Here is a 21,465-nt window from a genome sequence, read left to right as displayed (position 1 = left end):
GATATTTCAGCCTCGATGCGCAGGTTCTAACAGTTCAATCGCCGGAACCATTGTGCGGCCGCGAGCTTGTATCGGCGCAATACCGATCAATCAAAACTGGAGATCATCATGATCCGCCGTCTTCTTGGAACCGCTGCCATCGTCACCATGATGGCTCTTCCCGCCGTTGCTCAGGCTCAGGGTGTCCCCGGAGGCATTGAGCGTGGTGCGCGCGATGGCGAGCGCGCAGCTGGTCCTGTGGGCGCTATCGTAGGCGGCACCATCGGTGGTGTTGTCGGCGGCGTAGCCGGCGTGCTCGGTGTCGACGATCGTCCGCGGTTCCGCAGCTATGTCGTGGAACAGCGTCGCCCATCCTACACCTATAGCAACGAAGTTCGTGTCGGTGCCGTGCTGCCTGAGAGCGGCGTGACCTATTACGAGGTTCCGGCAGAATACAATTCCGCCCGTGAATACCGCTACACCGTGGTCAATGGTCGCACGGTTCTCGTCGAGCCGCGCACCCATCGCATCGTGGAAGTGATCGATTAAGCCGATCAATAAATGACTTTTCGAACGGGCCGCCTTCAGGCGGCCCGTTTTGTTCCATCTATGGCCTGCGGCGTATCTGTAGTCAGCGCCGATGTTCTCGCGTAGAGAAGTGCCGGGGAATCACACGAGCACCACGCGGCGATCAATCGCCCGGATGCGGAGAACGATGGCCACCAGCAATCGCGATCAGATCGCCCCTGCCATCGCACTGGACATTCCCCTTGCCGATCGTACCGAGACAGGTCTCGCTTTGCCGGACGGCGTGCAGCCCTATCGCATCGACTGGCTCAACACGCTCACCATCGCCACCTTTCACGCACTCGCACTACTCGCGCTGATGCCGATGTTCTTCAACTGGACAGCGGTGATTGTGGCGGTCATCGCAGCGCGGTTGTTCGGCCTCATCGGCATCAATATCGGTTATCACCGGTTGCTGACGCATCGTGGTTTCAAGTGTCCGAAATGGCTGGAGCACGCTTTCGTTGTCGTGGCGATCTGCTGCGCCGAGGATACGCCGGCGCGCTGGGTTGCCATCCATCGCCGTCATCACGAGAAGTCCGACGAGCAGCCGGACCCACACAGCCCGCTTGCCAGCTTCTTCTGGGGCCATATGGGCTGGCTGCTGGTGAAGAACCCGGACCTGTCCCGCCTCGGCATCTATGAACGATATGCCAAGGACGTCCTGCGCGATCCGTTCTATGTCGCGCTGGAGCGCAATTTCTGGCAGCTGAAGATCCTGCTCATCCAGATCAACGTCTTCTTCTTTGCGGGCCTGGCCGGCAAACTGCTGTGGGGCGGCTCATGGGCCGAGGCCGTGCAGTTCGCTTTGAGCATCGTCATCTGGGCGGTCTTCGTGCGAACCGTCTTCGTCTGGCATCAGACCTGGGCGGTCAACTCGGTCACCCACATCTGGGGCTATCGCAACTACGCGACCGATGAGGACAGCCGCAATAATCTGTTCATTGGCTACCTCGCCCATGGCGAGGGCTGGCATAACAACCATCACGCCGATCAGCGCTCCGCGCGCCATGGCCATCGCTGGTGGGAGTTCGATACCACCTATCTGACGATCCGCCTGCTGGAGAAGCTCGGCCTGGTATCGGATATTGTCGAGCCGCGGCATACGACCAAGAGGTAAGGCCTGCCAAGCTCGAGCATGCCACACGAGATGCAACTTTTCGTCACAATTCGCGTTACTACACCATGATGACGAAGCCCGATATCTGGTACGTGGCGTTTGGCCCCGACAAATCCGTGAAGTCCGACACTCGTGCGACAAACGGTGTGCGTACGACCAGGACCTTCAAATCCGAAATCGATGCAAAACTGTTCGCCCGGGAAATCCTGGCCAAAGGCTGGACCGCTACAGCCGGCACACTCAATCCATATCAACCCAAGCGCACCATTGCGGCATCGCAGATCGAAGACTGGGCCGATCCCGCTCGAGCCGACTAATCTGGCTAGATGACTTCGTAGGCGAAAAACAGAATGATTACCGTGATCGCGACGAGGCCTCCCAGAAAGCACTGATCGGCAATCGACTCGCAGCGCTCGCTGAGTTGGCGGTTTTGCGACTTCCGCATCGATGTGTAGGACGCGACCGCGCTGGCGAGGAAGAACAGCGAGGCGATGGCCGAATATTCATCGACCCGGCTGGGGCCGATCTGCGGCTCCATGATCTTGACCAGTCCGATCAGCGTCGCGCAGACGCCGATCATCGTCCCGGAGCTCGGCAGGATGTGCTTGGAAAGCGCTCCTTGCTCCCCGGAAGCCCTGTCGTCGCTCATGGCGGGATTATGCCTCGCCGGTGAGGAACGGGTTGGTCATGCGCTCCTGGCCGATGCTGGAGCCGGGGCCATGACCGCAGATGAAGCCGACATCGTCGCCGAGCGGCAGCAGCTTGGTCGTGATCGAATTGATCAATGTCTCATGGCTGCCGCCGGGGAAATCGGTCCGCCCGATGGAGCCTGCGAATAGCACGTCGCCGACATGGGCGAATTTCATCGCCTTGCTGTAATACACGACGCTGCCGGGCGAATGACCGGGGCAGTGCAACACGTCGAAAGTCAGGCCCCCGACACTGACGGTGTCGCCTTCATTGAGCCAGCGATCAGGCATGAAGTTGCGGGTGCCCGTCATGCCGTATTTTGCGCCGCTGTCCTCGACATGTTCGAGCAGGAACGTATCGGCGACATGCGGGCCGATGATTTCGACCTTCAGCGTTTCGCGCAGCTCGTCGGCGCCGCCGACATGGTCGATATGGCCGTGGGTCAGCCAGATCTGTTCGACCTTCACATTGGCCTTGGCAATGGCGTCCAGGATCAGCGGCACGTCGCCGCCGGGATCGATCACCACGGCCTGCCGCGTGGCCTCATCCCACAGCAACATGCAGTTCTGCTGAAACAGGGTCACCGGAATGATGGTGCCGCCGGCCTGGCCTTTATGTTCGGTTTCATCTGTCATCGCGCCACAATGCTGATTTTTGCGGGCGAGAAAAGGGGGAATTTGGGCGGCTTTCTTTCTTCCCCTCTCCCCGGGCGTGGCGCAGCCGCGACGGGTGGGAGAGGGTGGATCGAACCGCAGAGCGGTTCGAGACGGGAGAGGGGGGCGCTTGCTCAAGGCCCTCTCCCGCCTTCGCTTCGCTCAGGCACCCTCTCCCGCGGCGCGCAGCCTCGCTGCGCTGGGGGAGAGGGGAGGAAGGACGACCGCGTTCTACTTCTTCAACTGCACCTTCAGCGTCGCCTCCACCTCGCGGTCGAAGGACGACGCCTTGGCCGGCGCCTTGTCGCGCTGGGTCATGAGGTAGGCATCGCGCTTGGCCACCAGCGCTGTCAGCTTGTCGTTCAGCGCCTTGCGATCCTTCATCTGCTTGCCGAGTTCATCGGCGCGCTGCTGCGGCGACAATTTGCGAATGGCCTCAGGCAATTCATCTTCCTTCACGCTGTCGAGTTTCTGCTTGCCGGCGGACACGTCGCTGACGAGGTCGCCGCCGCCGGTGACGGCTTCCGACGACACTTTCGCGCGCTTGTTGATGTAGCTTGCCATATCCGTTGCCGAGGCGGGCGCCGCCGCTGCGACTTCCGAGAGCTGCCGGGTCTTGTTCTCGGTGTGCTTCTGCAGCGCGCGCGGGCCGTAGGGGATCACCGTCTTGTTGATGTCGTTCTGCAGGATGATGATCTCTTCGTCATAGGGCGTCTCGATGATGACAATCTGGCCGCCATCCTGCGGGATTGCGATGAAACGGCCGTCGCCGCGCTGGGCGACGTCGCGCCAGACCTTCTCCGTATCGCGGGCGGCGCCTGCGAGAACAGCGTTCACGATGATGTTCTTCTGCTTCGCGACTTCGAGCGTGGTCGTGTATTTCGTGTCCTGCTGATAATCCATATGCGGCGGCGCGTCGCCGACCAGGAAGACGATACGCCTGACATCGTTGCCCTTGGTCCATTGCAGCTTGTTGACGGCGACATCGAGCGCCTCGTTGACGCTTTCCGGCCAGTCGCCGCCACCCTGCGCCCGGACCTGCAGCAGGTTGCCATAGAGGTCCTGGATGTCGGTGGTGAGGTCGAAGGTCTTGGTCACGTAGTCGTCGCCGATGTCGCGATAGGCGACGAGACCCATGCGGATGTCGGCGTCGGGATTGCTGTCGAGGATCGTGGTTGCGATCGACCAGATCTTACGTTTGGCGCCTTCGATCAGCCCGCTCATGGAACCGGTGGTGTCGAGCACGAAGGCGACTTCGACGGTCGGCTTTGCCTGCGCGGAACCGGCGAAAATCGCCTGCGGCAAAGTTGCGGCAGCGGCGATCAGGATGACGCGGCCGATATGGGCTAAGTTCATGGGATGTCTCCGTAATCCGGGCTGCAGCGATGGAAGAACTCGCCCGCCGCCGCTCGCGGAAAACTTGCGTCCGGCTTGCGACATGCGAGCGGCAGACCGGCGGGAGACGTGATGGGCGGCCCCGCCGAAATCGGCTAAGTTTGTCGCCATGGAATCGAATGCCGTTCACACCCCCGCGCTGATTTTCGATCGCCGCCAGTCGGAGACGGCGTTGGCCATTGCGCGCGGAACCACAAGGCTGCTGCGGTCGCTGGGATTCTCATGCGTCAGCGAACTATCATTGCCGTCCGGACGGCGTGCGGATCTGGTCGCGCTGAACGAGCGCGGGGATGTCTGGATCGTCGAGATCAAGTCATCGATCGAGGATCTGCGGGCGGATCAGAAATGGCCCGAGTATCGCGCGCATTGCGACCGGCTGTTCTTTGCCTTCACGCAGGATCTCCCCTGCGAGATTTTTCCTGCCGACACAGGCCTGATCGTGGCGGATGCCTATGGCGCGCATGTTCATTGCGATGCACCGGAGCACCGGCTGCCGGCGCCGACGCGCAAGGGCATGATGCTGCGCTTCGCGATGACCGCGGCGCACAGACTGAACAGGCTGCACGACCCTCAAGGTCATGCAGCCTGGCCGAACGAAATCTAGCTTTTAAAGAAGGCTCAGCGCGGCGCGCGCTTGGCGAGAATGCGCTGCAGCGTACGGCGATGCATGTTCAGACGACGTGCGGTTTCCGAGACGTTGCGGTTGCACATCTCATAGATGCGCTGGATGTGCTCCCAGCGCACGCGGTCGGCCGACATCGGGTTGTTCGGCAGTTCGGACTTGTCATTGTCGATCGCAAGCAGCGCTGCAACGACGTCGTCGGCATCGGCCGGCTTCGACAGATAGTCGACAGCACCCATCTTCACCGCCGTCACGGCGGTGGCGATGTTGCCATAGCCGGTGAGTACGATGGCGCGCGCATCGGGACGCTGTTGCTTCAGCGCCGACACGACATCGAGGCCGTTGCCGTCACCGAGACGAAGATCGACCACAGCAAAAGCGGGTGCTGACTTGCTGATCTGGGCGAGACCTTCGGAAACGGAGTCGCAGGATGTGACCGTGAAGCCGCGCGTTTCCATTGCACGCGAAAGACGCTCCAGAAACGGCTTGTCGTCCTCCACGATCAGGAGCGAGCGGTCGGTCTGTTCAGTCACTTCGGCGAGCGCATTCACGGTTCAAAATCCTCCATATCCAATACGATACCATATGGCGCTGCCGAATGCAGCTGCCAAGGGTGTGAAGATTTGAATGGCTTGATTGTGAAGTTAATCCAAAAGCGTTTTGGCCCGTAAAACGGGTGGTTAATTCTAATCACGGTGGTACATCAGCGCGGCGTGTTGTCGCAGAGCAGCATGATGGACGAAACGTAATGAAAGTAGATCCGGAATGGACGCGACTCCAACTGGGCCGAAGAAGCCCGAGGTAAATGACGAGACATCGGCTCGTTACGACGGCTGGCGTATCGTCGGTGTTTGTTTCCTGCTCGCGACATTCGGCTGGGCGCTCGGCTTCTATGGCCAGAGCGTCTATCTCGCGGAACTTCAGCGCGTGCATGGCTGGCCGGCCTCGACCATCGCAACGGCCACCACGTTTTTCTATCTCGTCGGCGCGTTGCTCGTCGCATTCGTGAGTGAAGCAATGCGTGCGCTCGGGCCGCGCAACTGTTTGCTGGCCGGCGTCGGCGTGATGGCTTTCGCCACCATCCTGCTCGGACAAATCACGTCGCCCTGGCAGCTCTATGCGGTGAATGTGCTGCTCGCATTCGGGTGGGCCGGCACCAGTCTCGGCGCCATCACCAACACGCTCGGTCTGTGGTTCGACAAGAAGCGCGGTATGGCCATCAGCCTTGCGCTGAATGGCGCGAGTTTCGGCGGCATCGTCGGCGTGCCTTTACTGGTCGCGGCGAGCAATGCCTTCGGCTTTGGCGGCGCGACTATCGCAGCAGCGATCGCGATGCTTGTGCTGCTCGTCCCGGTGATCATCATCTTCGTCGGCCATCCGCCGCATCGCGCAGCATCCGCCACACCGGACGGTGTTGCCGCTGCGGCCGGCGCGCCATCGTCGACACGCATTCGCGCGGAGGCGATGCGCGACGTGGCGTTCCTGACGCTCACCATTGCTTTTGCGTTCGGATTATTTGCGCAGGTCGGCTTCATCGTGCACCTGATCTCGTTTCTCGATCCGGTGATCGGCCGCGAGCGCGCGGCAGCCGCGGTATCGCTGCTGACGCTGATGGCGGTGGTTGGTCGCATGCTGTTCTCGACAGTGATCGACCGGCTCAATCAGCGACTGGCATCGGCGCTGTCGTTTCTCAGCCAGGCGACGGCGCTTGCGATAATTATCAATTCGCGCAATGAGGCGCTGGTGTTCTTTGCCTGCGCGTTGTTCGGCTTTTCGGTTGGAAACCTGATCACGCTGCCGGCGCTGATCGTGCAGCGCGAATTTGCCGCACGCTCGTTCGGGGTGCTGGTCAGCCTGATCACGGCGGAGACGCAGGTCACTTACGCTTTCGGTCCGGGCATTGTCGGCTGGCTGCGCGATCTTTCGGGCAGTTACGCCGTGCCGTTTTATGTCTGCATGGCGTTGCAGGTGGCCGCAGCCGTGTTGATCATGGTGCGGGGGCGAAAGAGCAAAGCTCTCACCTCATGGTGAGGAGGCGTAGCGCCGTCTCGAACCATGAGCCGCTTGGCACATCCTTCGAGACGCCGCGCGAAGGGCGCGGCTCCTCAGGATGAGGACTGAGTTTATGTCTGCCGCTGCTTCAGCAGCTCCTCAACATCCAGCCGCTTCGTAAACATCGCAATCCCGCCATCGCCACTCCGTGGCCACTCCGCCTCCGGCCGATCCCAATATAACTCGACGCCGTTCTGGTCAGGGTCGCGCAGATACAGCGCTTCGCTGACGCCGTGGTCGCTGGCGCCGTCAAGCTGTATGCCGGCCGAGAGCACGCGGTGTAGCGCGTCGGCCAATGCGGCGCGGGTGGGATACAGGATCGCGGTATGGAAAAGACCTGTCGTGCCGGGCGCCGGCGGCTGGCCGCCTTTGCTCTCCCAGGTGTTAAGGCCGATGTGGTGATGGTAATCGCCGGCGGCGATGAAGACAGCCTGATCGCCATAGCGTTGCTTGACCTGAAAGCCGAGGACGTCGCGGTAAAAGCCGAGCGCGCGATCAAGATCGGCAACCTTCAGGTGAACATGCCCGATCCGTGTGCCTGCGGGGATCGGCGTGGTGGGGTCGGGCATGTCGAAGCTCCTGAATGGTGTGACGCTCGGGACGATCTAGTCACGCGATCGCAGGAAGGGTAGAGCGTCTTCGCGAAACCCATCGTTTCCGGGAATTGGATTGATGGGTTTCGCCGCGCTTTACTCATCCCAAGGGACGTCGGCTATGCAAGCTCGGACACCAGCCCGTCCGGCAGGCCGAATTCGTAGGTGTTCAGCGTCATTGAGACCATGGTGTAGTAGCCGCACAGGCCGATGATCTCGACGAGGCCCTGGGCGCCCAGCGTCTCGGTGGCTTCGTCATAGAGCGGCTTGGACAGGCCCTGTGCCTCGTGCAGCGACTTGGCGACGTCATAGATCACCCGCGCCTTCTTCTCGCTGAAACTCGGCGTACGACGGTTCTTGATGTCTTCGATGACGGCGGGATCGAGACCGCCGTCCAGCGCCATCTTCTTGTGGGCGTACCATTCGAAATGCGCGGTCCAGTGCCGTGCGGTGACGAGGATCGCCAGCTCGGCATGCGCCGGCGTCAGCGTGGTGTCGTAGCGCAGAAACGCGCCGAGGCGGGTCGCGTGCCGGGCCATATTCGGGCTGGCGAGCCAGGCCATCATCGGCTCCGGCGGGCGTCCGCGCTTGCTGGCGATCGACTCGTCATAGATGGACTTCTGGTCGGGAGACATTTCGCCAGGCGAAAGCCACTTGAGACGCATGTTGTTTCCTCGTGTGTTTTTGCTCGTTGTCCTTTGGCGATACACCGGAATGGCGAGCCTGACTACTTCCGCTTTGCAGCAGGCCATTGAATTCCACGAAGTGGCGAGTAAGCTTCGCCCAACAACATTGCGGATGCTCGGCATCCCGCGCACAAAACGGATGGAAACGCTGATGTCGGATCTCGATCAATTTCGCGGCGAGACGCGCGCCTGGCTCGAGGCCAATTGCCCGCCGGAGATGCGCAAGCCGATGAGCTCGGACGAGGATACGTTCTGGGGCGGTCGCAATGCGAAGTACTCATCCGAGCCGCAGCGGATCTGGTTCGAACGGATGCGCGACAGGGGCTGGACCGTGCCGCATTGGCCAAAGGAATATGGCGGCGGCGGCCTCGACGGCGAACAGACGAAGATCCTGCGCCAGGAAATGGCTGCGATCTCCGCCCGTCTGCCGCTGGTGTCGTTCGGCATTTCCATGCTCGGGCCGGCGCTGCTGAAATATGGCACCGACGCCCAGAAGCAGGAGCATCTGCCGAAGATCGCTGCGGGTCTGATCCGCTGGTGCCAGGGTTATTCCGAACCCAATGCCGGATCCGATCTGGCCTCGTTGCAAACGCGCGCTGAGAGCGACGGCGATGACTATCTCATCACCGGCCAGAAGATCTGGACGTCTTATGCGAACTATGCCGACTGGATCTTCTGCCTGGTGCGTACCGACGCGTCCGGCAAGAAGCATGACGGCATCAGCTTCATCCTGTTCGATATGACGTCGAAAGGTGTCTCGACCAAGCCGATCCTGCTGATCTCCGGCAAGTCGCCCTTCTGCGAAACTTTCTTCGATAGCGTCCGCGTGCCGAAGTCACATGTGCTCGGCACTGTCGATCGCGGCTGGGACGTGGCGAAATATCTGCTGCAGCATGAGCGTGCGATGATCTCTGGCATGGGCGAGCGCGGCGCTGGCCGACCGCTTGGCCAGGTCGCTGCCGACTCCATCGGGGCTGATGCGCAGGGCCGTCTCGACGACGCGATGCTGCGCGGGCAGATCGCAAGTTTCGAAGTCGACGAGGCCGCCCTGGCCTGTGCGGCCGAGCGCGCCGTCGATCTGGCGAAAGCGGGGCAGGCGCATCCGGCGTTTTCGTCGGCGATGAAATATTACGGCACCGAACTCAACAAGCGCCGCCATGAAATCCTGATGTCATCGGGCGGCATCGATGCACTGGAATGGGAAAGCCAGCGCTCGCATGAAGGCGCACGTCCGCGTGCGTGGCTGCGCACCAAGGCGAATTCGATCGAAGGCGGCACCAGCGAAGTGATGCTGGGGATCGTCGCCAAGCGCATTCTGGATTTGCCGGGGGCGTGAATTTCACTCTGCCCTCATCCTGAGGAGTGGCCGGAGGCCGCGTCTCGAAGGATGGTGGTGCACTCCATCTCATGGTTCGAGACGGCGCTTCGCGCCTCCTCACCATGAGGACTGAGCTAGGATCAATTTGGTCGCCAGACCGCCTCATCATTGGATCACACCCATGCCTCTCCTCCTCAACGAAGAACAGACCATGCTGCGCGATAGTGCCCGCGGCTTTATCGGCGACAAGGCGCCGGTCAGTCATTTCCGGCAGCTCCGCGATAGCAAGGATGCGACCGGGTTCTCGCGCGACTATTGGCGCGCGTTTTCCGAGATGGGATTTGCCGGATTGCTGGTGCCGGAAGCGTTCGGCGGCAGCGGGCTCGGCGCCGTCGAAGCCGGCGTCGTGATGGAAGAGATCGGCCGCACACTGATGCCGTCGCCATTCTTCTCCACGGCTGTGCTGGGCGTCTCGGCGCTGAATCGGGGCAGCGACGCGCAGAAGTCGGAATATCTGTCGAAGATCGCCAGTGGCACGCTGCTGGCGGCACTGGCCATCGATGAAGGCGCGAAGCATCGCCCGCTGCAGACGGCGATGAAGGCCGCACGCTCCGGCAATGGCTTCAAGCTGAATGGCGCGAAGGCCTTCGTCGTGGATGGTCACACCGCCGATCTCCTGATCGTCGCAGCGCGCAGTGCAGGTGCGCCGGGTGAGCGGGACGGCCTCACGCTGTTTCTGGTCGATCCGAAGGCCAAGGGCATCGCGCTCGAGCGCACCGCGATGGTGGATTCGCACAATGCAGCGCGGATCACGTTCGAGAATGTCGAGGTCACGGCCGACAGCGTGCTCGGCGATGTCGATCAGGGCGGCGCATTGCTGGACAGCGTGCTGAATATCGGCCGCGGTGCCGTTGCTGCCGAAATGGTCGGCCTGTCAGACGAAGTGTTCGGCCGCACCGTGACCTATCTCAAGGAGCGCAAGCAGTTCGGCAAGCTGATCGGTGAATTCCAGGCGCTGCAGCATCGCGCCGCGCATCTCTATACCGAGATCGAGGTCACGCGCGCGGCCGTGCTGAAGGCGCTACAGCTGATCGACGACGGCGCGCCGACGGCGCCGGCCGCTATTGCCGTCGCCAAGGCCAAGGCCGGCACCACAGCGACGCTGGCTGTGCAGGAAGGCGTGCAGATGCATGGCGGCATGGGCATGACCGATCAGTTCGACATCGGCTTCTTCATGAAGCGCGCGCGGGTCTGCCAGGAATTGCTGGGGGACAGCAATTATCACGCGGACCAGCTGGCGCGGCTGAAGAATTATTGAGGCGGGCGCTCTTAACCTCTCCCCGCGCTTTGCGGGGAGAGGTCGCCGCGTCTTCGCGGCGGGTGAGGGGCATGGCAGGCGCGCGCCTCATCGGCAGTTCATCGGATCGCTCCGATGATGGGCGCCGAAGCTTCCCGTGGAATTCTTTGCTTAGAGAGTGTGAGATTGGCGCTGGCCCTGTGCCATGCCCCTCACCCGCCCCGGCGTCGCTGTGCTCTGCCGGGTCGACCTCTCCCCGCGCAAGATGCGGGGAGAGGTTAAGTACCTACCTGATCGGCGGGGCGTACTGAATGCCGCCGGCGCTCCAGATCTGGTTCAACCCGCGCGGAATCTTCAGCTTCGAGCCTTCGCCGATATTGCGGTCATAGACTTCGCCGTAATTGCCGACATGGCGGATGATGCGGGCAGCCCAGTCCTTCGAGAGGCTGAGGTCTTCGCCATAAGCGCCTTCGGTGCCGACCAGACGCATCACGTCGGGCTTCTTGGACTTCAGGGCTTCGTCGATGTTCTTCGAGGTGATGCCAAGCTCCTCGGCATTGATCATGGCGTAGAGCGTCCACTTCACGATCATCATCCAGTCGTCGTCACGCTGGCGCACCACGGGGGCCAGCGGCTCCTTGGAGATGACGTCAGGTAGAATCACATGATCGTCCGGTTTGCTCATAGTCAGGCGCAACGCATAGAGCTGCGACGCATCCGCCGTGAAGGTGTCGCACTGGCCGGAATTATAGGCCTTGAGGACTTCGTCCAGCTTGGGAAACTTCACTTCGGTATATTTGATGTTGTTGCTGCGGAAGTAGTCGGCAAGATTCAACACCGTCGTGGTGCCGTCCTGGACGCAGACCTTGCTGCCATCGAGTTCCAGCGCGGAATCGATCTTGCGGGACTTCGGCACCATGAAGCCCTGGCCGTCATAATAGGATACGGCCGGGAAATAGAGATCGTAATTGGTCTCGCGCGACATGCTCCATGTGGAGTTGCGCGACAGGATGTCGACCTTGCGGCTCTGCAGCTCCTTGAAACGATCGGACGCGTCGAGCGGGACGAAGGTCACCTTCTTCGGATCGTTGAAGATCGCGGCGGCAACGGCGCGGCAGAAGTCGACGTCGAAGCCGGTCCAGGTGCCCTGCGCATCCGGCGACGAGAAGCCGGGCAGGCCAGTGTTCACGCCGCACAATACGGCGTCGCGCTTGACAGTGCGCTTCAGCGTCTTGGTGTCGTAGCGCTCATAGGTGATCGCAGCCGCAGCCACTGCAGTGGCAACCACCAGGCCGATGGCCAGCCCGGTCGTGAAAGTCCGCTTCATCCCCATGCGAAGTCCGCCCCGTCGTCAGAGAAAAATATGTCAGAGAAAAACTGGATCGAAGAGCTGCGCGGCGAGGCGCAGATCAGATTTCAGGCTTCTGCCGCACGATGACCTTGGTGCCCACCGGGATCCTCTCATAGAGGTCGGCGACATCCGCATTGACCAGCCGGAAGCAGCCGGACGATACGGCGGTGCCGATGGTGTCGGGCCGGTTGGTGCCGTGGATGCGATAGACGGTGGCGCCGAGATAGAGCGCGCGGGCGCCGAGCGGATTGCCGGGGCCGCCTGCCATAAAGCGCGGCAGATAGGGCTGACGCGCGATCATTTCCGGCGGCGGCGTCCAGTCCGGCCATTCCGCCTTGCGCGAGATTTTCAAGAGGCCCTGCCACTGGAAGCCGTCGCGGCCGACGCCGATGCCGTAACGCAGCGCGCGACCATTGCCCTGCACCACATAGAGATGGCGCTCTGAGGTCGCGATGATGATGGTGCCCGGTGCCTCGGTGGTGCGGTACAGCACCATCTGCTTCTGGAATTCCGGTTCAAGCTGAACGGAGTCGTCGGCAATCAGCCCGGGCTCGTCGCCGACATCCGGACGCGGTTGCTGGGCGAGGCCTTGCGTGATCGACAACATCAGGCTGGCTGCGGCGACGAGTTGAAAGCCAAGCAGGCGGCGGATGTTGATCATCGCAGGCATCTCCGGTTTCGCGTCCGATATCCTGTATCATCCCAGCCAAATCACGGGAACCATGAAATCAGCGGGCATGGCGACGGTCCGCGCGCGGACCTCGTGAATCGCCGGCATATTTGCCGTCCGCGGGTGACGATTTGATTAAAGGTCACCGCGTCTATTTCGGTGCGATCCACAGTCGCAGCACGTAGCTGACGAGGGTCACACTGGCGACGCCGCCCAGCCACAGCGCAACAAACCACAACAGGCGCTGCATCAGCGGGCGCTTGTCTGAAGGGGCGGGCTTTTGCTGCGACGCAGGTGTCATCAGTGATAGCCCGCGCCGGCGCGAACTTTGCCGCGAAACACGTAATAGGCCCAGGCGGTGTAGCCGAGGATGATGGGAACCAGCACGGCGACGCCGTAGCTCATGAAATGCAGGCTGTTGTCGGGCGACGCGGCCTGCCAGATGGTGATGCTGCGCGGCACGATATAGGGCCACATGCTGATGCCCAATCCGGCATAGGACAATGCGAACAGCGCCAGCGACAGGAAGAACGGCCGGTAATCCTGTTTGGTCGCGAGGCTTCGCATCAAGAGCGCTGTGATGGCAGCAACTGCAATCGGCACCGGCGCCGTCAGGATGATGTTGGGCCAGGCGAACCAGCGCCTTGCATATTCGGCATCCAGAAATGGCGTCGCAATGCTGACGAGACCGATGGCAGCGAGCATGGCGAATAGCAGCCACCAGCTCAGACGATAGGCCTGATCGCGCAACGCGCCTTCGGTCTTCAGCACCAGCCAGGTGGCGCCGAGCAGGCCGTAGCCGGCCATCAGTGCGAGTCCGGTCAGGACGCTGAACGGTGTCAGCCAGTCCCACCAGCCGCCGCCATAGTGGCGACCATTGACGACGATGCCTTGCAGGATCGCGCCGAGCGCCACGCCCTGCGCCAGCGTGGCCATCAGCGAGCCGCCGGCAAAGGCGATGTCCCACAGATTGCGCTCGCGCGTGGTGCGCCAGCGGAATTCGAAGGCGACGCCGCGAAACACCAGCCCCAGCAGCATCACGATCATCGGCGTATAGAGCGCCGGCATCAGCACCGCATAGGCCAGCGGAAACGCCGCCATCAGCCCTCCGCCGCCGAGCACCAGCCAGGTCTCGTTGCCGTCCCAGACCGGGGCGACCGAGTTCATCATGACGTCACGGTCTTCCTTCTTCGGGAAGAGTGGAAACAGCATGCCGAGGCCGAGATCGAAGCCGTCCATCACGACATAGACGAACACGGCAAAGGCGATGATGAAGGCCCAGACGACCGCTATATCGATCATGACGCGTGCCCCGATGCGGTTGCACCCACAGCCGGGGTAATGCCCGCCGCACGACTCGGCACGTTGCCGGCCGGGCCTTGCTCATCATGATGCGGCGGCGCGGCCATGAGCCGGAGCAGATAGATCGTGCCCGCGGCGAAGACCAGGAAATAGACGATGGCGAAGGCGATCAGCGACGACGCAACGGCTGGCGCCGCCAGCGGCGAGACCGAATCGCTGGTCCGCAGCAGGCCGAACACCGTAAACGGTTGCCGCCCGGTTTCGGTTGTCACCCAGCCGGCCAGCACGGCGATGAATCCGGCCGGTCCCATCGCCAGCGCAAAGCTGTGAAGCAAACGCGACTCATAGAACTTGCCGCGGAAGCGCATGAAGAGGCTCAGCAGTCCCAGCCCCAGCATCAGGAATCCGATGCCGACCATGATGCGGAACGACCAGAAGGTCACCGGCACCGGCGGCCAGTTTTCGCGCGGAACAGTATCGAGCCCGGCCATCGGCGCATTGAGGTCGTGCTTCAGGATCAGCGATCCGAGCTTGGGTATCTCGATGGCGTAGTTCACTTTGCCTTCGGCCTGGCTCGGGATGCCGAACAGGATCAGCGGCGCGCCATGGGGATGGCTCTCGAAATGGCCTTCCATGGCCATGATCTTGGTCGGCTGATGCTCGAGCGTGTTGAGGCCGTGCTGATCGCCGGCGAGTATCTGCAGCGGCGCGACCAACGTGGCCATCCACATCGCCATGGAGAACATCACGCGCGGGCCGGGCAGGCGCGTATCCTTGAGAAGATGCCAAGCGCCGACCGCGCCCACCACGAAAGCCGTGGTGAGATAGGCCGCCAGCACCATATGCACGAGACGATATGGGAAGGACGGATTAAAAATCACCTTCCACCAGTCGGCGGCAACAAACTGGCCGGCAGCGTTGATAGTGTAGCCGGTCGGCGTCTGCATCCAGGAATTCGCGGAGAGAATCCAGAAGGCCGAAAACAGCGTCCCGATCGCGACCATCAGCGTAGCGAAGAAATGCAGCCTTGGACCGACGCGGTTGAGGCCAAACAGCATGACGCCGAGAAAACCTGCTTCGAGAAAGAAGGCGGTGAGGACTTCATAGGCCATCAGCGGGCCGATGATCGGTCCCGCCTTGTCGGAGAAGGCCGACCAATTGGTGCCGAACTGGTAGGACATCACGATGCCCGAGACCACGCCCATACCGAAGGCAACGGCGAAGATCTTGAGCCAGTAATTGAACAGGTTGAGGAAGACGTCGCGCCCGGTCCACAACCAGAGCGCTTCGAGCACGGCGAGATAGCTCGCTAGCCCGATGGAGAACGCGGGAAAGATGATGTGAAATGACATCGTGAACGCAAATTGCGCTCGGGCTAGTATGACAGGGTCAAAGCCTTCGAACATCTGCATCCGTCCATGTGTAGTCTGGACGTGTTCTATCATGCAGAGCGCGCGGGCGAAACTGCGCGAGGTCTTTGTTAGTTGGCCGCCCGGATTCGGCAACGTCTTGAAAAGGCTGTCCATCTGCCCACATTGGCGTTCGCCGTTGGACTCGTAGACAATTTGTCCAATTTTGTCAGATGTATTGCGCAGGTCGATGCGGAAGTTCGTGCGTCCGCCGACGATGACAAAGCCGTAGCTCCAAACAGAATACGACCCGGAAGGGGGCATCCCGTCCGGGTCGCTGGAGGTGGGGAGGTTTACGCGAACTGACGTCTGTAACGTTGGAGCAAAAGGAACGCGGCAGATTACGCTGCGATACTGTCGATGCCGGCGGTCTTCAGGAGATCGGCGAGCTGCTTGCGGGCGTAGAACATGCGGGTCTTCACCGTCGACGCGGGGATGCCGATCAGGCCGGCGACCTCTTCCACTGACTTCTCATGATAGTAGACGAGGTTGACGATCTCGCGATGCGCCGGCGACAGCTTGGCGACACAGGCCCGGAGGATGGCGCTGGTGCGGCTGCGATCGAGCGATGCCTCAGGTGTATCGGCCTGGTCGGCGATTTCCATGACATCGTCCTGGTCGATGTCTTCATATTTACGCTGGCGTAGCGCGGTCAGTGCCTTGAAGCGTGCGATCGACAACAGCCATGTGGAGACCTGCGAGCGGCCTTCGAACTGGCTGGCGGTCCGCCACACATCGAGGAACACCTGGCTGACCAGATCTTCAGCCGCCGACGTGTCACGCAGCATGCGGAGAACGAAGCGATAGACCCGCACATTGTGCCGGGCATAAAGCGTGTGCATCGCTGTGCGGTCGCCGCTGGCGATATTCTCCAGCAGCATCTCGTCCGAGGTGGCGCGGGCCGTAATGATACCCTGCTGACCGGCGGCATTGAGGGCGATGACGTTCTGCATGACTAACTCCCGTAAGAGACCGCGTTGCGGCTTCGTTGGGAGGATTGTTAAGGAGCCCCGGTTTCAGGGCGTCTGCTTCAAAAGCGGAAAATGGTTTCATGGAACCGGAGAATTGTTTCGTCGCAGGGTTAGCGACGAAACATTCAGAGGTGAAATGCGTGCAACTTGAATGAGATAGATTCCAAAAGGGGTGCTCAGGCCTTGTCGCCCACCGGGGAGAACAAATAGCCCCCACCGCGAATTGTACGGATCACGGCGGGTTTCGTCGGATCGGGCTCGATCTTGCGGCGGATTCGCATGATCCGTAGGTCAACCGCCCGGTCGAAAGCCTCTGCATCGCGGGCATTGGCCAGTTCGAGCAGCCGTTCGCGCGAGAGCACGCGCTTCGGATTCGCGGCGAATACCTTGAGCAGGCCAAATTCAGAGGCTGTCAGCGGATGTTCGTTGCCTTCATCATCACGCAGGGCCTGCGCTTCCAGATCGAGCCATTTCGTGCCGAAGCGCACGAGATGATCCTTGCTCTCCTTGGCAGGCGTTGCGTCTGTTGCTGCGCCCTTCACCGGCGTGCTTCGGCGCAAGACCGAGCGGATGCGCGCCATCAATTCGCGGAGTTCGCAGGGCTTGGCGATGTAATCGTCGGCACCGAGTTCGAGGCCGACGACACGGTCGATCGGGCTCGCGGTGGCAGTGAGCATGATCACCGGCACATTGATGCGGCTCTTGAGGTCGCGGATGATCGAGAGCCCGTCTTCCTCGGGCATGTTGAGGTCGAGCACCACGAGATCCGGCACCTTGGTCTCGATCTCGCTGCGCAGGCTCTTGCCGCCGTCGCACAGGGTCACGGCAAAGCCGTGCATCTTGAGATAGTCGCCCACCATCTCGCGGGCGGGTGCTTCGTCGTCGACGATGACGATATGCGGGCTCTGGCTCATGACAGGCCCTCACTGGTGGCTGGCAGCAGGATGGTGAAGGTGGCGCCCTGGCCGGGGCCGGGGCTATGTGCGTTCACTTCGCCGCCATGCATGTCGATGATGCGTTTGACGATCGACAGGCCGAGGCCGGTCGAGCTTTCGCCGCCGGTCGGCTTGGCTGAAAGCCGCTGGAAACGACCAAACAGGCGGTCGAGATCCTCCGGCGACAGGCCGGGACCTTCGTCGCTGATGCTGATGCGGACATAATCGGCATCGCCTGTGATGAGCAGCGCGATCTTGCCGCCGATCGGGCTGTATTTGATGGCGTTGCTGACGAGATTGTCGATCGCTTCGCGCATCCGGTCGGCATCGCACATGGTGAGATCGTGGTGGTCCGGCGCCGAGACGGAGAGGTCCTGCTGCTTGTTCACCGCAGACGGCCGGTTCGCTTCAGCGACGTCCCGGACCAGCGTCGCCAGATCGACCGGCTCACGGCGGATGGTGATATCGAAGGCGTCCGCCATGGCGTCGGAGATCAGGTGATCGACCATCGAGGTCAGTCGCTTGGTGGCGTCACGAATGTGATCGACCTGCGCGGAGATGTTTTCCTTCGGCGATCCCGCGGATATCAGCTCGGTCAGCATCTCGGTGCGGCCGAGGATCACGCCGAGTGGATTCTTCAGGTCATGGGCGACGGTACCCAGAATCTCGTTCTTGAAGCCGTTGGCGCGCTGCAGCCGCAGCCACTGCGCGGAAAGCCGGCGATTGGCCTGCATCAGGGCGCGGGTACGCTGCGCCACGCGGTCTTCCAACTGCGTATTGGCCTCGTGCAGTTGCTGATAGAGGATCACGTTGTCGAAGGCGATCGACAGCCGGCTGCCGAAGATCTCAACCAGAGAACGGTCTGTCTCCGACAATTGCCGCTCCGCCTGCAGCAGCACGACAACCTCACGGCCGCTGCCGGTGCGAATATAGAGCGCCGTCCGATGGTCGGCGAAGTCGTGCTTGCGGCGCTTGAAGGCATCTTCGACCATCTGGCGCAGGTCCGGATCGAGCGACTGTGCGGTGGCGGTACCCATGAAGCGGCTGTAACAGCCTGATCCGGCGAGGACGGCATAGTCGTCGCCGACAACGCCGCCATCGCGCAGCACCAGAATGCCGGCGCAATCGACATTCAGCAGCGAGGCGATCTGCGTCAGCACGCCTTCGGCAAGCCGCTGCATCGATTTGAAATCATAGAGCGTCGAGGCTGCGTCGATGATGATTTCGAGGCCGCGCCGTGTCTGCACCATGCGCTCGAGCTGCTGATAGCTGCGCAGCGCGGCCGTCAGCGAGGTGAACAGCTTGTCGGCGGTCAGTTCGGTCTTCGCCTTGTAATCGTTGATGTCGTAGTCGACGATGACCCGGCGCTCCGGCGCCTGACCGGGCTGGCCGGTGCGCAGGATGATACGAACGGTTTCATTGTGCAGTTCGTTGCGGATGAACTCGACCAGCTCGAGGCCGGCCGCATCCGTCTCCATGATGACGTCGAGCAGTACGGCTGCGATATCCGTATGCTCGCGCATCAGGGCCTGGCCTTCGGCAGCGGAATAGGCCGACAGGATTTCCAGCGACTGGCCGTTCAGGGTGTAATCGCTCAGCGCGAAGCGCGTGCCCTCATGCACGGCTTGGTCATCGTCGATGACCGCGATCTTCCATTTTCGGTTATTGGATTCTTCCGGGACATCACCGGAGTCTTCAATCAGGTAGAGGACATCGTCCTGGTCGGCCATTGCGTAGTCCCGTCAAATGATCCGGCGGCGCCAGTGGCGGCCCGCGGCATGATAATGCGAAATGTCGTGCCTTGTCCCAATCTTGACTCCAGCATCATCCGGCCCCCCAGCTGCTGGGTCACCAGATTGTACACGATGTGGAGGCCGAGGCCGGTGCCGCCTTCGTTGCGGCGCGTGGTGAAAAACGGGTCGAAAGCCTGTCGCTGGACGTCCGGGCTCATGCCCGCGCCGTTGTCGGAGAAGCTGATCTCGATATCGTCGGTGCCGCGCGGCTTGGCGGTGATAGCGATGGCGCCCGGCTTGCCGTCCGGAAATGCGTGATTGGCTGCATTCAGGAACAGATTGGTCAGGATCTGGCCGTAGGAACCGGGATAGCCATCGATCATCAGCCCGTCCGGCACGTCGACTGTCAGCGTGATCGGAGCCTTCTTCAGGACGGGGCGCAGACTGGCGATGATCTGATCGGTAGCCTCGGAGAGGCTGAATTGCCGCCGTTCGGCGTGGGACCGATCGACGGCGACCTGTTTGAAGGACTGAATAAGCTCGCCGGCGCGATGCAGGTTGGCGACCAGTTGCTGCGCCGCGTCGCGTGACGTCTTGACGAATTCTTCCAGTTGCGAGCGCCGCAGCGGGGCATTGGAGCGCAGCTCGGCCTCGAACATTTCCGAGCGCCGGGCGAAGCTCGATGCCACCGTAAGGCTGATGCCGATCGGATTGTTCACCTCGTGGGCCACGCCGGCGACCAGACCGCCAAGTGCGGCCAGCCGTTCGGCGTCGATCAAATTCTGCTGTGCGGCATTTAGTTCGAGCAAGGCGCTTTCGGCTTTCTCTTTCGATGCACGCAGCTCGTTCTCGGCTTCGCGCTTGGCGACGGCGTTCTCACGGAACACCTCGACCGCGCGGGCCATGGCGCCAACCTCGTCCTTGGCGGCGGTGCCCTGAACCTTGCGATCATAGTCGCCGGAGGTGATTGCGCGCATCGAGGCCATGATCTGCTGCAGCGGCAGGCGGATGCTCAGCGCGATGATGATGCCTGCGGTGATGATCAGCCCAAGAAAGCCCGTGGCGATGACCATGACATTGCGGGAGATAGCCGTCAGCGTGCGGTCGAAAGTGGCCTGCGCGGACTGCTCGCGCTGGCGCATCTTGACGGACAGGCCATCGATCGCAGCAATCGTGTCGGCCTGGCTGGCATCGATCGAATTGCGCAGCAGGTCCGTGCGGCTGGAGAGTTGTTCGGACAGTTTTGCGAGCCCCTGGCGGAGGGCAACTGAGCGTCCCTTGAGCCGCTGCAACGCAATACGCTGCAGATCATTGTCGGCGAGGTCGGTCATGACCGGGATAGTACGCTCGATCGTCTCGGTGTTGCGGCGTGCATCTTCGGCCGAGGCGGATGCCAGCGACAGATAATAGGCGTTGGCGGCGACCAGCATCGCGGTGAATGCCTCACGCGACTTGCCGAGTGCCGGCCAGATCAGCGCGTCGCGCTGGCCGGTGGCGCCCTCGATGATGGAGTACAGTCCCGCCATGTCCTTGGCAGGCCCAAGCACCTGTTCTTCGTAGGTCTTGGCAATGGTGGTTTGAAGCGTCCGCAATTCACCGAAGCCGCTAAGGAAGCGCTCGGTGACGCGTTCCAGCTCGGCGACCGAGCCAGACAGCATGGGGTCGGTCGAGGCACGGGTGTTCAGTGTCCCAAGCACAGCCTCGCGCAGCAGCAGGATTTCGGCGAACAGTTCGGGGCTGGGCTGATTGATATAACGATGGATCAGGTTCTGCAGCCGGCCGGTCTCGCTCTCGAGCAGGGCAAGAACCTGATCGGACTGCCGGACCTGGCGCACGTCGTCCCAGGCGGAGGACAACACCCGCGAGCCGCTCCAGATCAATCCCGCCAGGACGAGGACGACCGCCGAGTTCAGGGCTGCGATGGACAAAATGCGCCAGCGGATCGGAATCGCACGGACAGCCGCAACGAGGCCGGTCCGGCCTCGCGCCGCCAGCTCGTCCTGTCCTTCAGAAACTCCGTTGTGCGGGCTCGTCACCACAGGTGTGTCATTCGGCCTTGCGAAAGGTTCAATCGGTGAGACAGCCGTGCGTCGCAACCCGGCAATTCGTTTTTTCTAGTCTG

General features: G+C 61.8%; 22 protein-coding genes. 7 read left to right on the top strand and 15 right to left on the bottom strand.

Annotation, left to right across the window (positions count from 1 at the left end):
* The first annotated feature begins 108 nt into the window (after nt 1-108).
* From AB7783_RS21620 to AB7783_RS21610, 3 genes are all read left to right on the top strand, one after another.
* Complete coding sequence (locus AB7783_RS21620; protein WP_441278774.1) at nt 109-528, top strand: DUF1236 domain-containing protein; 420 nt, start codon at nt 109-111, stop codon at nt 526-528.
* Between the two features lie 166 nt (nt 529-694).
* Nucleotides 695-1,666: an acyl-CoA desaturase gene (locus AB7783_RS21615; RefSeq protein WP_244528061.1), complete on the top strand. Its 972-nt coding sequence runs from the start codon at nt 695-697 to the stop codon at nt 1,664-1,666.
* A 65-nt stretch (nt 1,667-1,731) separates the two neighbouring features.
* Nucleotides 1,732-1,983 (top strand): hypothetical protein, encoded by a 252-nt coding sequence (locus AB7783_RS21610; protein WP_093757625.1) that lies wholly within the window; start codon nt 1,732-1,734, stop codon nt 1,981-1,983.
* Between the two features lie 5 nt (nt 1,984-1,988).
* On the opposite strand, the gene AB7783_RS21605 is transcribed toward AB7783_RS21610, so the two are convergent.
* From AB7783_RS21605 to AB7783_RS21595, 3 genes are all read right to left on the bottom strand, one after another.
* Nucleotides 1,989-2,315, bottom strand: coding sequence for a hypothetical protein (locus AB7783_RS21605; protein ID WP_089263487.1), 327 nt, complete (start codon nt 2,313-2,315; stop codon nt 1,989-1,991).
* A 7-nt stretch (nt 2,316-2,322) separates the two neighbouring features.
* Entirely contained in the window at nt 2,323-2,991 is a 669-nt protein-coding gene (locus tag AB7783_RS21600; RefSeq protein WP_441278773.1) for an MBL fold metallo-hydrolase, read from the bottom strand.
* A 249-nt stretch (nt 2,992-3,240) separates the two neighbouring features.
* Entirely contained in the window at nt 3,241-4,365 is a 1,125-nt protein-coding gene (locus AB7783_RS21595) for a vWA domain-containing protein (RefSeq protein ID WP_441278772.1), read from the bottom strand.
* 148 nt (nt 4,366-4,513) lie between these two features.
* Between AB7783_RS21595 and AB7783_RS21590 the strand changes: the two genes are divergently transcribed.
* The gene (locus AB7783_RS21590) at nt 4,514-5,008 is read left to right on the top strand and encodes an MmcB family DNA repair protein (protein WP_439083866.1); all 495 of its coding nucleotides are present in this window, start codon (nt 4,514-4,516) and stop codon (nt 5,006-5,008) included.
* A 14-nt stretch (nt 5,009-5,022) separates the two neighbouring features.
* Here AB7783_RS21590 and AB7783_RS21585 read toward each other — a convergent pair whose 3' ends face one another.
* A complete protein-coding gene (locus AB7783_RS21585) occupies nt 5,023-5,577 on the bottom strand; it encodes an ActR/PrrA/RegA family redox response regulator transcription factor (protein ID WP_089263491.1) in 555 nt (184 codons plus the stop codon).
* Nucleotides 5,578-5,791: 214 nt separating this feature from the next.
* On the opposite strand from AB7783_RS21585, the gene AB7783_RS21580 reads away from it, so the two are divergent.
* On the top strand, nt 5,792-7,057 hold the full coding sequence (locus AB7783_RS21580; RefSeq protein WP_441278771.1) for an MFS transporter: 1,266 nt from the start codon (nt 5,792-5,794) through the stop codon (nt 7,055-7,057).
* A 92-nt stretch (nt 7,058-7,149) separates the two neighbouring features.
* Here AB7783_RS21580 and AB7783_RS21575 read toward each other — a convergent pair whose 3' ends face one another.
* Together AB7783_RS21575 and AB7783_RS21570 are read right to left on the bottom strand one after the other, a co-directional pair.
* Nucleotides 7,150-7,647, bottom strand: coding sequence for a VOC family protein (locus tag AB7783_RS21575; protein WP_231078803.1), 498 nt, complete (start codon nt 7,645-7,647; stop codon nt 7,150-7,152).
* Between the two features lie 143 nt (nt 7,648-7,790).
* A complete protein-coding gene (locus AB7783_RS21570) occupies nt 7,791-8,336 on the bottom strand; it encodes a carboxymuconolactone decarboxylase family protein (RefSeq protein WP_441278770.1) in 546 nt (181 codons plus the stop codon).
* A 172-nt stretch (nt 8,337-8,508) separates the two neighbouring features.
* Between AB7783_RS21570 and AB7783_RS21565 the strand changes: the two genes are divergently transcribed.
* Together AB7783_RS21565 and AB7783_RS21560 are read left to right on the top strand one after the other, a co-directional pair.
* Nucleotides 8,509-9,693: an acyl-CoA dehydrogenase family protein gene (locus tag AB7783_RS21565; RefSeq protein WP_441279741.1), complete on the top strand. Its 1,185-nt coding sequence runs from the start codon at nt 8,509-8,511 to the stop codon at nt 9,691-9,693.
* Between the two features lie 163 nt (nt 9,694-9,856).
* Entirely contained in the window at nt 9,857-10,993 is a 1,137-nt protein-coding gene (locus tag AB7783_RS21560; RefSeq protein ID WP_439074353.1) for an acyl-CoA dehydrogenase family protein, read from the top strand.
* A 265-nt stretch (nt 10,994-11,258) separates the two neighbouring features.
* Here the strand turns inward: AB7783_RS21560 and AB7783_RS21555 are convergent, their stop codons facing one another.
* From AB7783_RS21555 to AB7783_RS21515, 9 genes are all read right to left on the bottom strand, one after another.
* A complete protein-coding gene (locus AB7783_RS21555; protein ID WP_441279740.1) occupies nt 11,259-12,299 on the bottom strand; it encodes an amino acid ABC transporter substrate-binding protein in 1,041 nt (346 codons plus the stop codon).
* A gap of 82 nt (nt 12,300-12,381) precedes the next feature.
* Nucleotides 12,382-12,984, bottom strand: coding sequence for a L,D-transpeptidase (locus tag AB7783_RS21550; RefSeq protein WP_089263709.1), 603 nt, complete (start codon nt 12,982-12,984; stop codon nt 12,382-12,384).
* Nucleotides 12,985-13,144: 160 nt separating this feature from the next.
* Nucleotides 13,145-13,294 (bottom strand): DUF2474 domain-containing protein, encoded by a 150-nt coding sequence (locus AB7783_RS21545; RefSeq protein ID WP_309942049.1) that lies wholly within the window; start codon nt 13,292-13,294, stop codon nt 13,145-13,147.
* Nucleotides 13,294-14,295, bottom strand: coding sequence for a cytochrome d ubiquinol oxidase subunit II (gene cydB, locus AB7783_RS21540; protein ID WP_441278769.1), 1,002 nt, complete (start codon nt 14,293-14,295; stop codon nt 13,294-13,296). Before cydB ends, AB7783_RS21545 begins: the two co-directional genes overlap by 1 nt.
* On the bottom strand, nt 14,292-15,701 hold the full coding sequence (locus tag AB7783_RS21535) for a cytochrome ubiquinol oxidase subunit I (protein ID WP_441278768.1): 1,410 nt from the start codon (nt 15,699-15,701) through the stop codon (nt 14,292-14,294). Before AB7783_RS21535 ends, cydB begins: the two co-directional genes overlap by 4 nt.
* 344 nt (nt 15,702-16,045) lie before the next feature.
* A complete protein-coding gene (locus AB7783_RS21530; RefSeq protein ID WP_093757615.1) occupies nt 16,046-16,657 on the bottom strand; it encodes a sigma-70 family RNA polymerase sigma factor in 612 nt (203 codons plus the stop codon).
* 194 nt (nt 16,658-16,851) lie between these two features.
* On the bottom strand, nt 16,852-17,589 hold the full coding sequence (locus tag AB7783_RS21525; RefSeq protein WP_184512339.1) for a response regulator: 738 nt from the start codon (nt 17,587-17,589) through the stop codon (nt 16,852-16,854).
* Nucleotides 17,586-19,340: an ATP-binding response regulator gene (locus AB7783_RS21520; protein ID WP_441278767.1), complete on the bottom strand. Its 1,755-nt coding sequence runs from the start codon at nt 19,338-19,340 to the stop codon at nt 17,586-17,588. The genes AB7783_RS21525 and AB7783_RS21520 overlap by 4 nt, the downstream gene beginning before the upstream one ends.
* Nucleotides 19,310-21,337: a sensor histidine kinase gene (locus tag AB7783_RS21515; protein ID WP_244558258.1), complete on the bottom strand. Its 2,028-nt coding sequence runs from the start codon at nt 21,335-21,337 to the stop codon at nt 19,310-19,312. Before AB7783_RS21515 ends, AB7783_RS21520 begins: the two co-directional genes overlap by 31 nt.
* Nucleotides 21,338-21,465 lie beyond the last annotated feature (128 nt).

It is taken from the genome of Tardiphaga sp. 172_B4_N1_3 (assembly GCF_052076035.1).
Classification (GTDB): domain Bacteria; phylum Pseudomonadota; class Alphaproteobacteria; order Rhizobiales; family Xanthobacteraceae; genus Tardiphaga; species Tardiphaga robiniae.
Note: the sequence above shows the minus strand (reverse complement) of the source record. Positions and strands in the feature narration are given on the sequence as shown.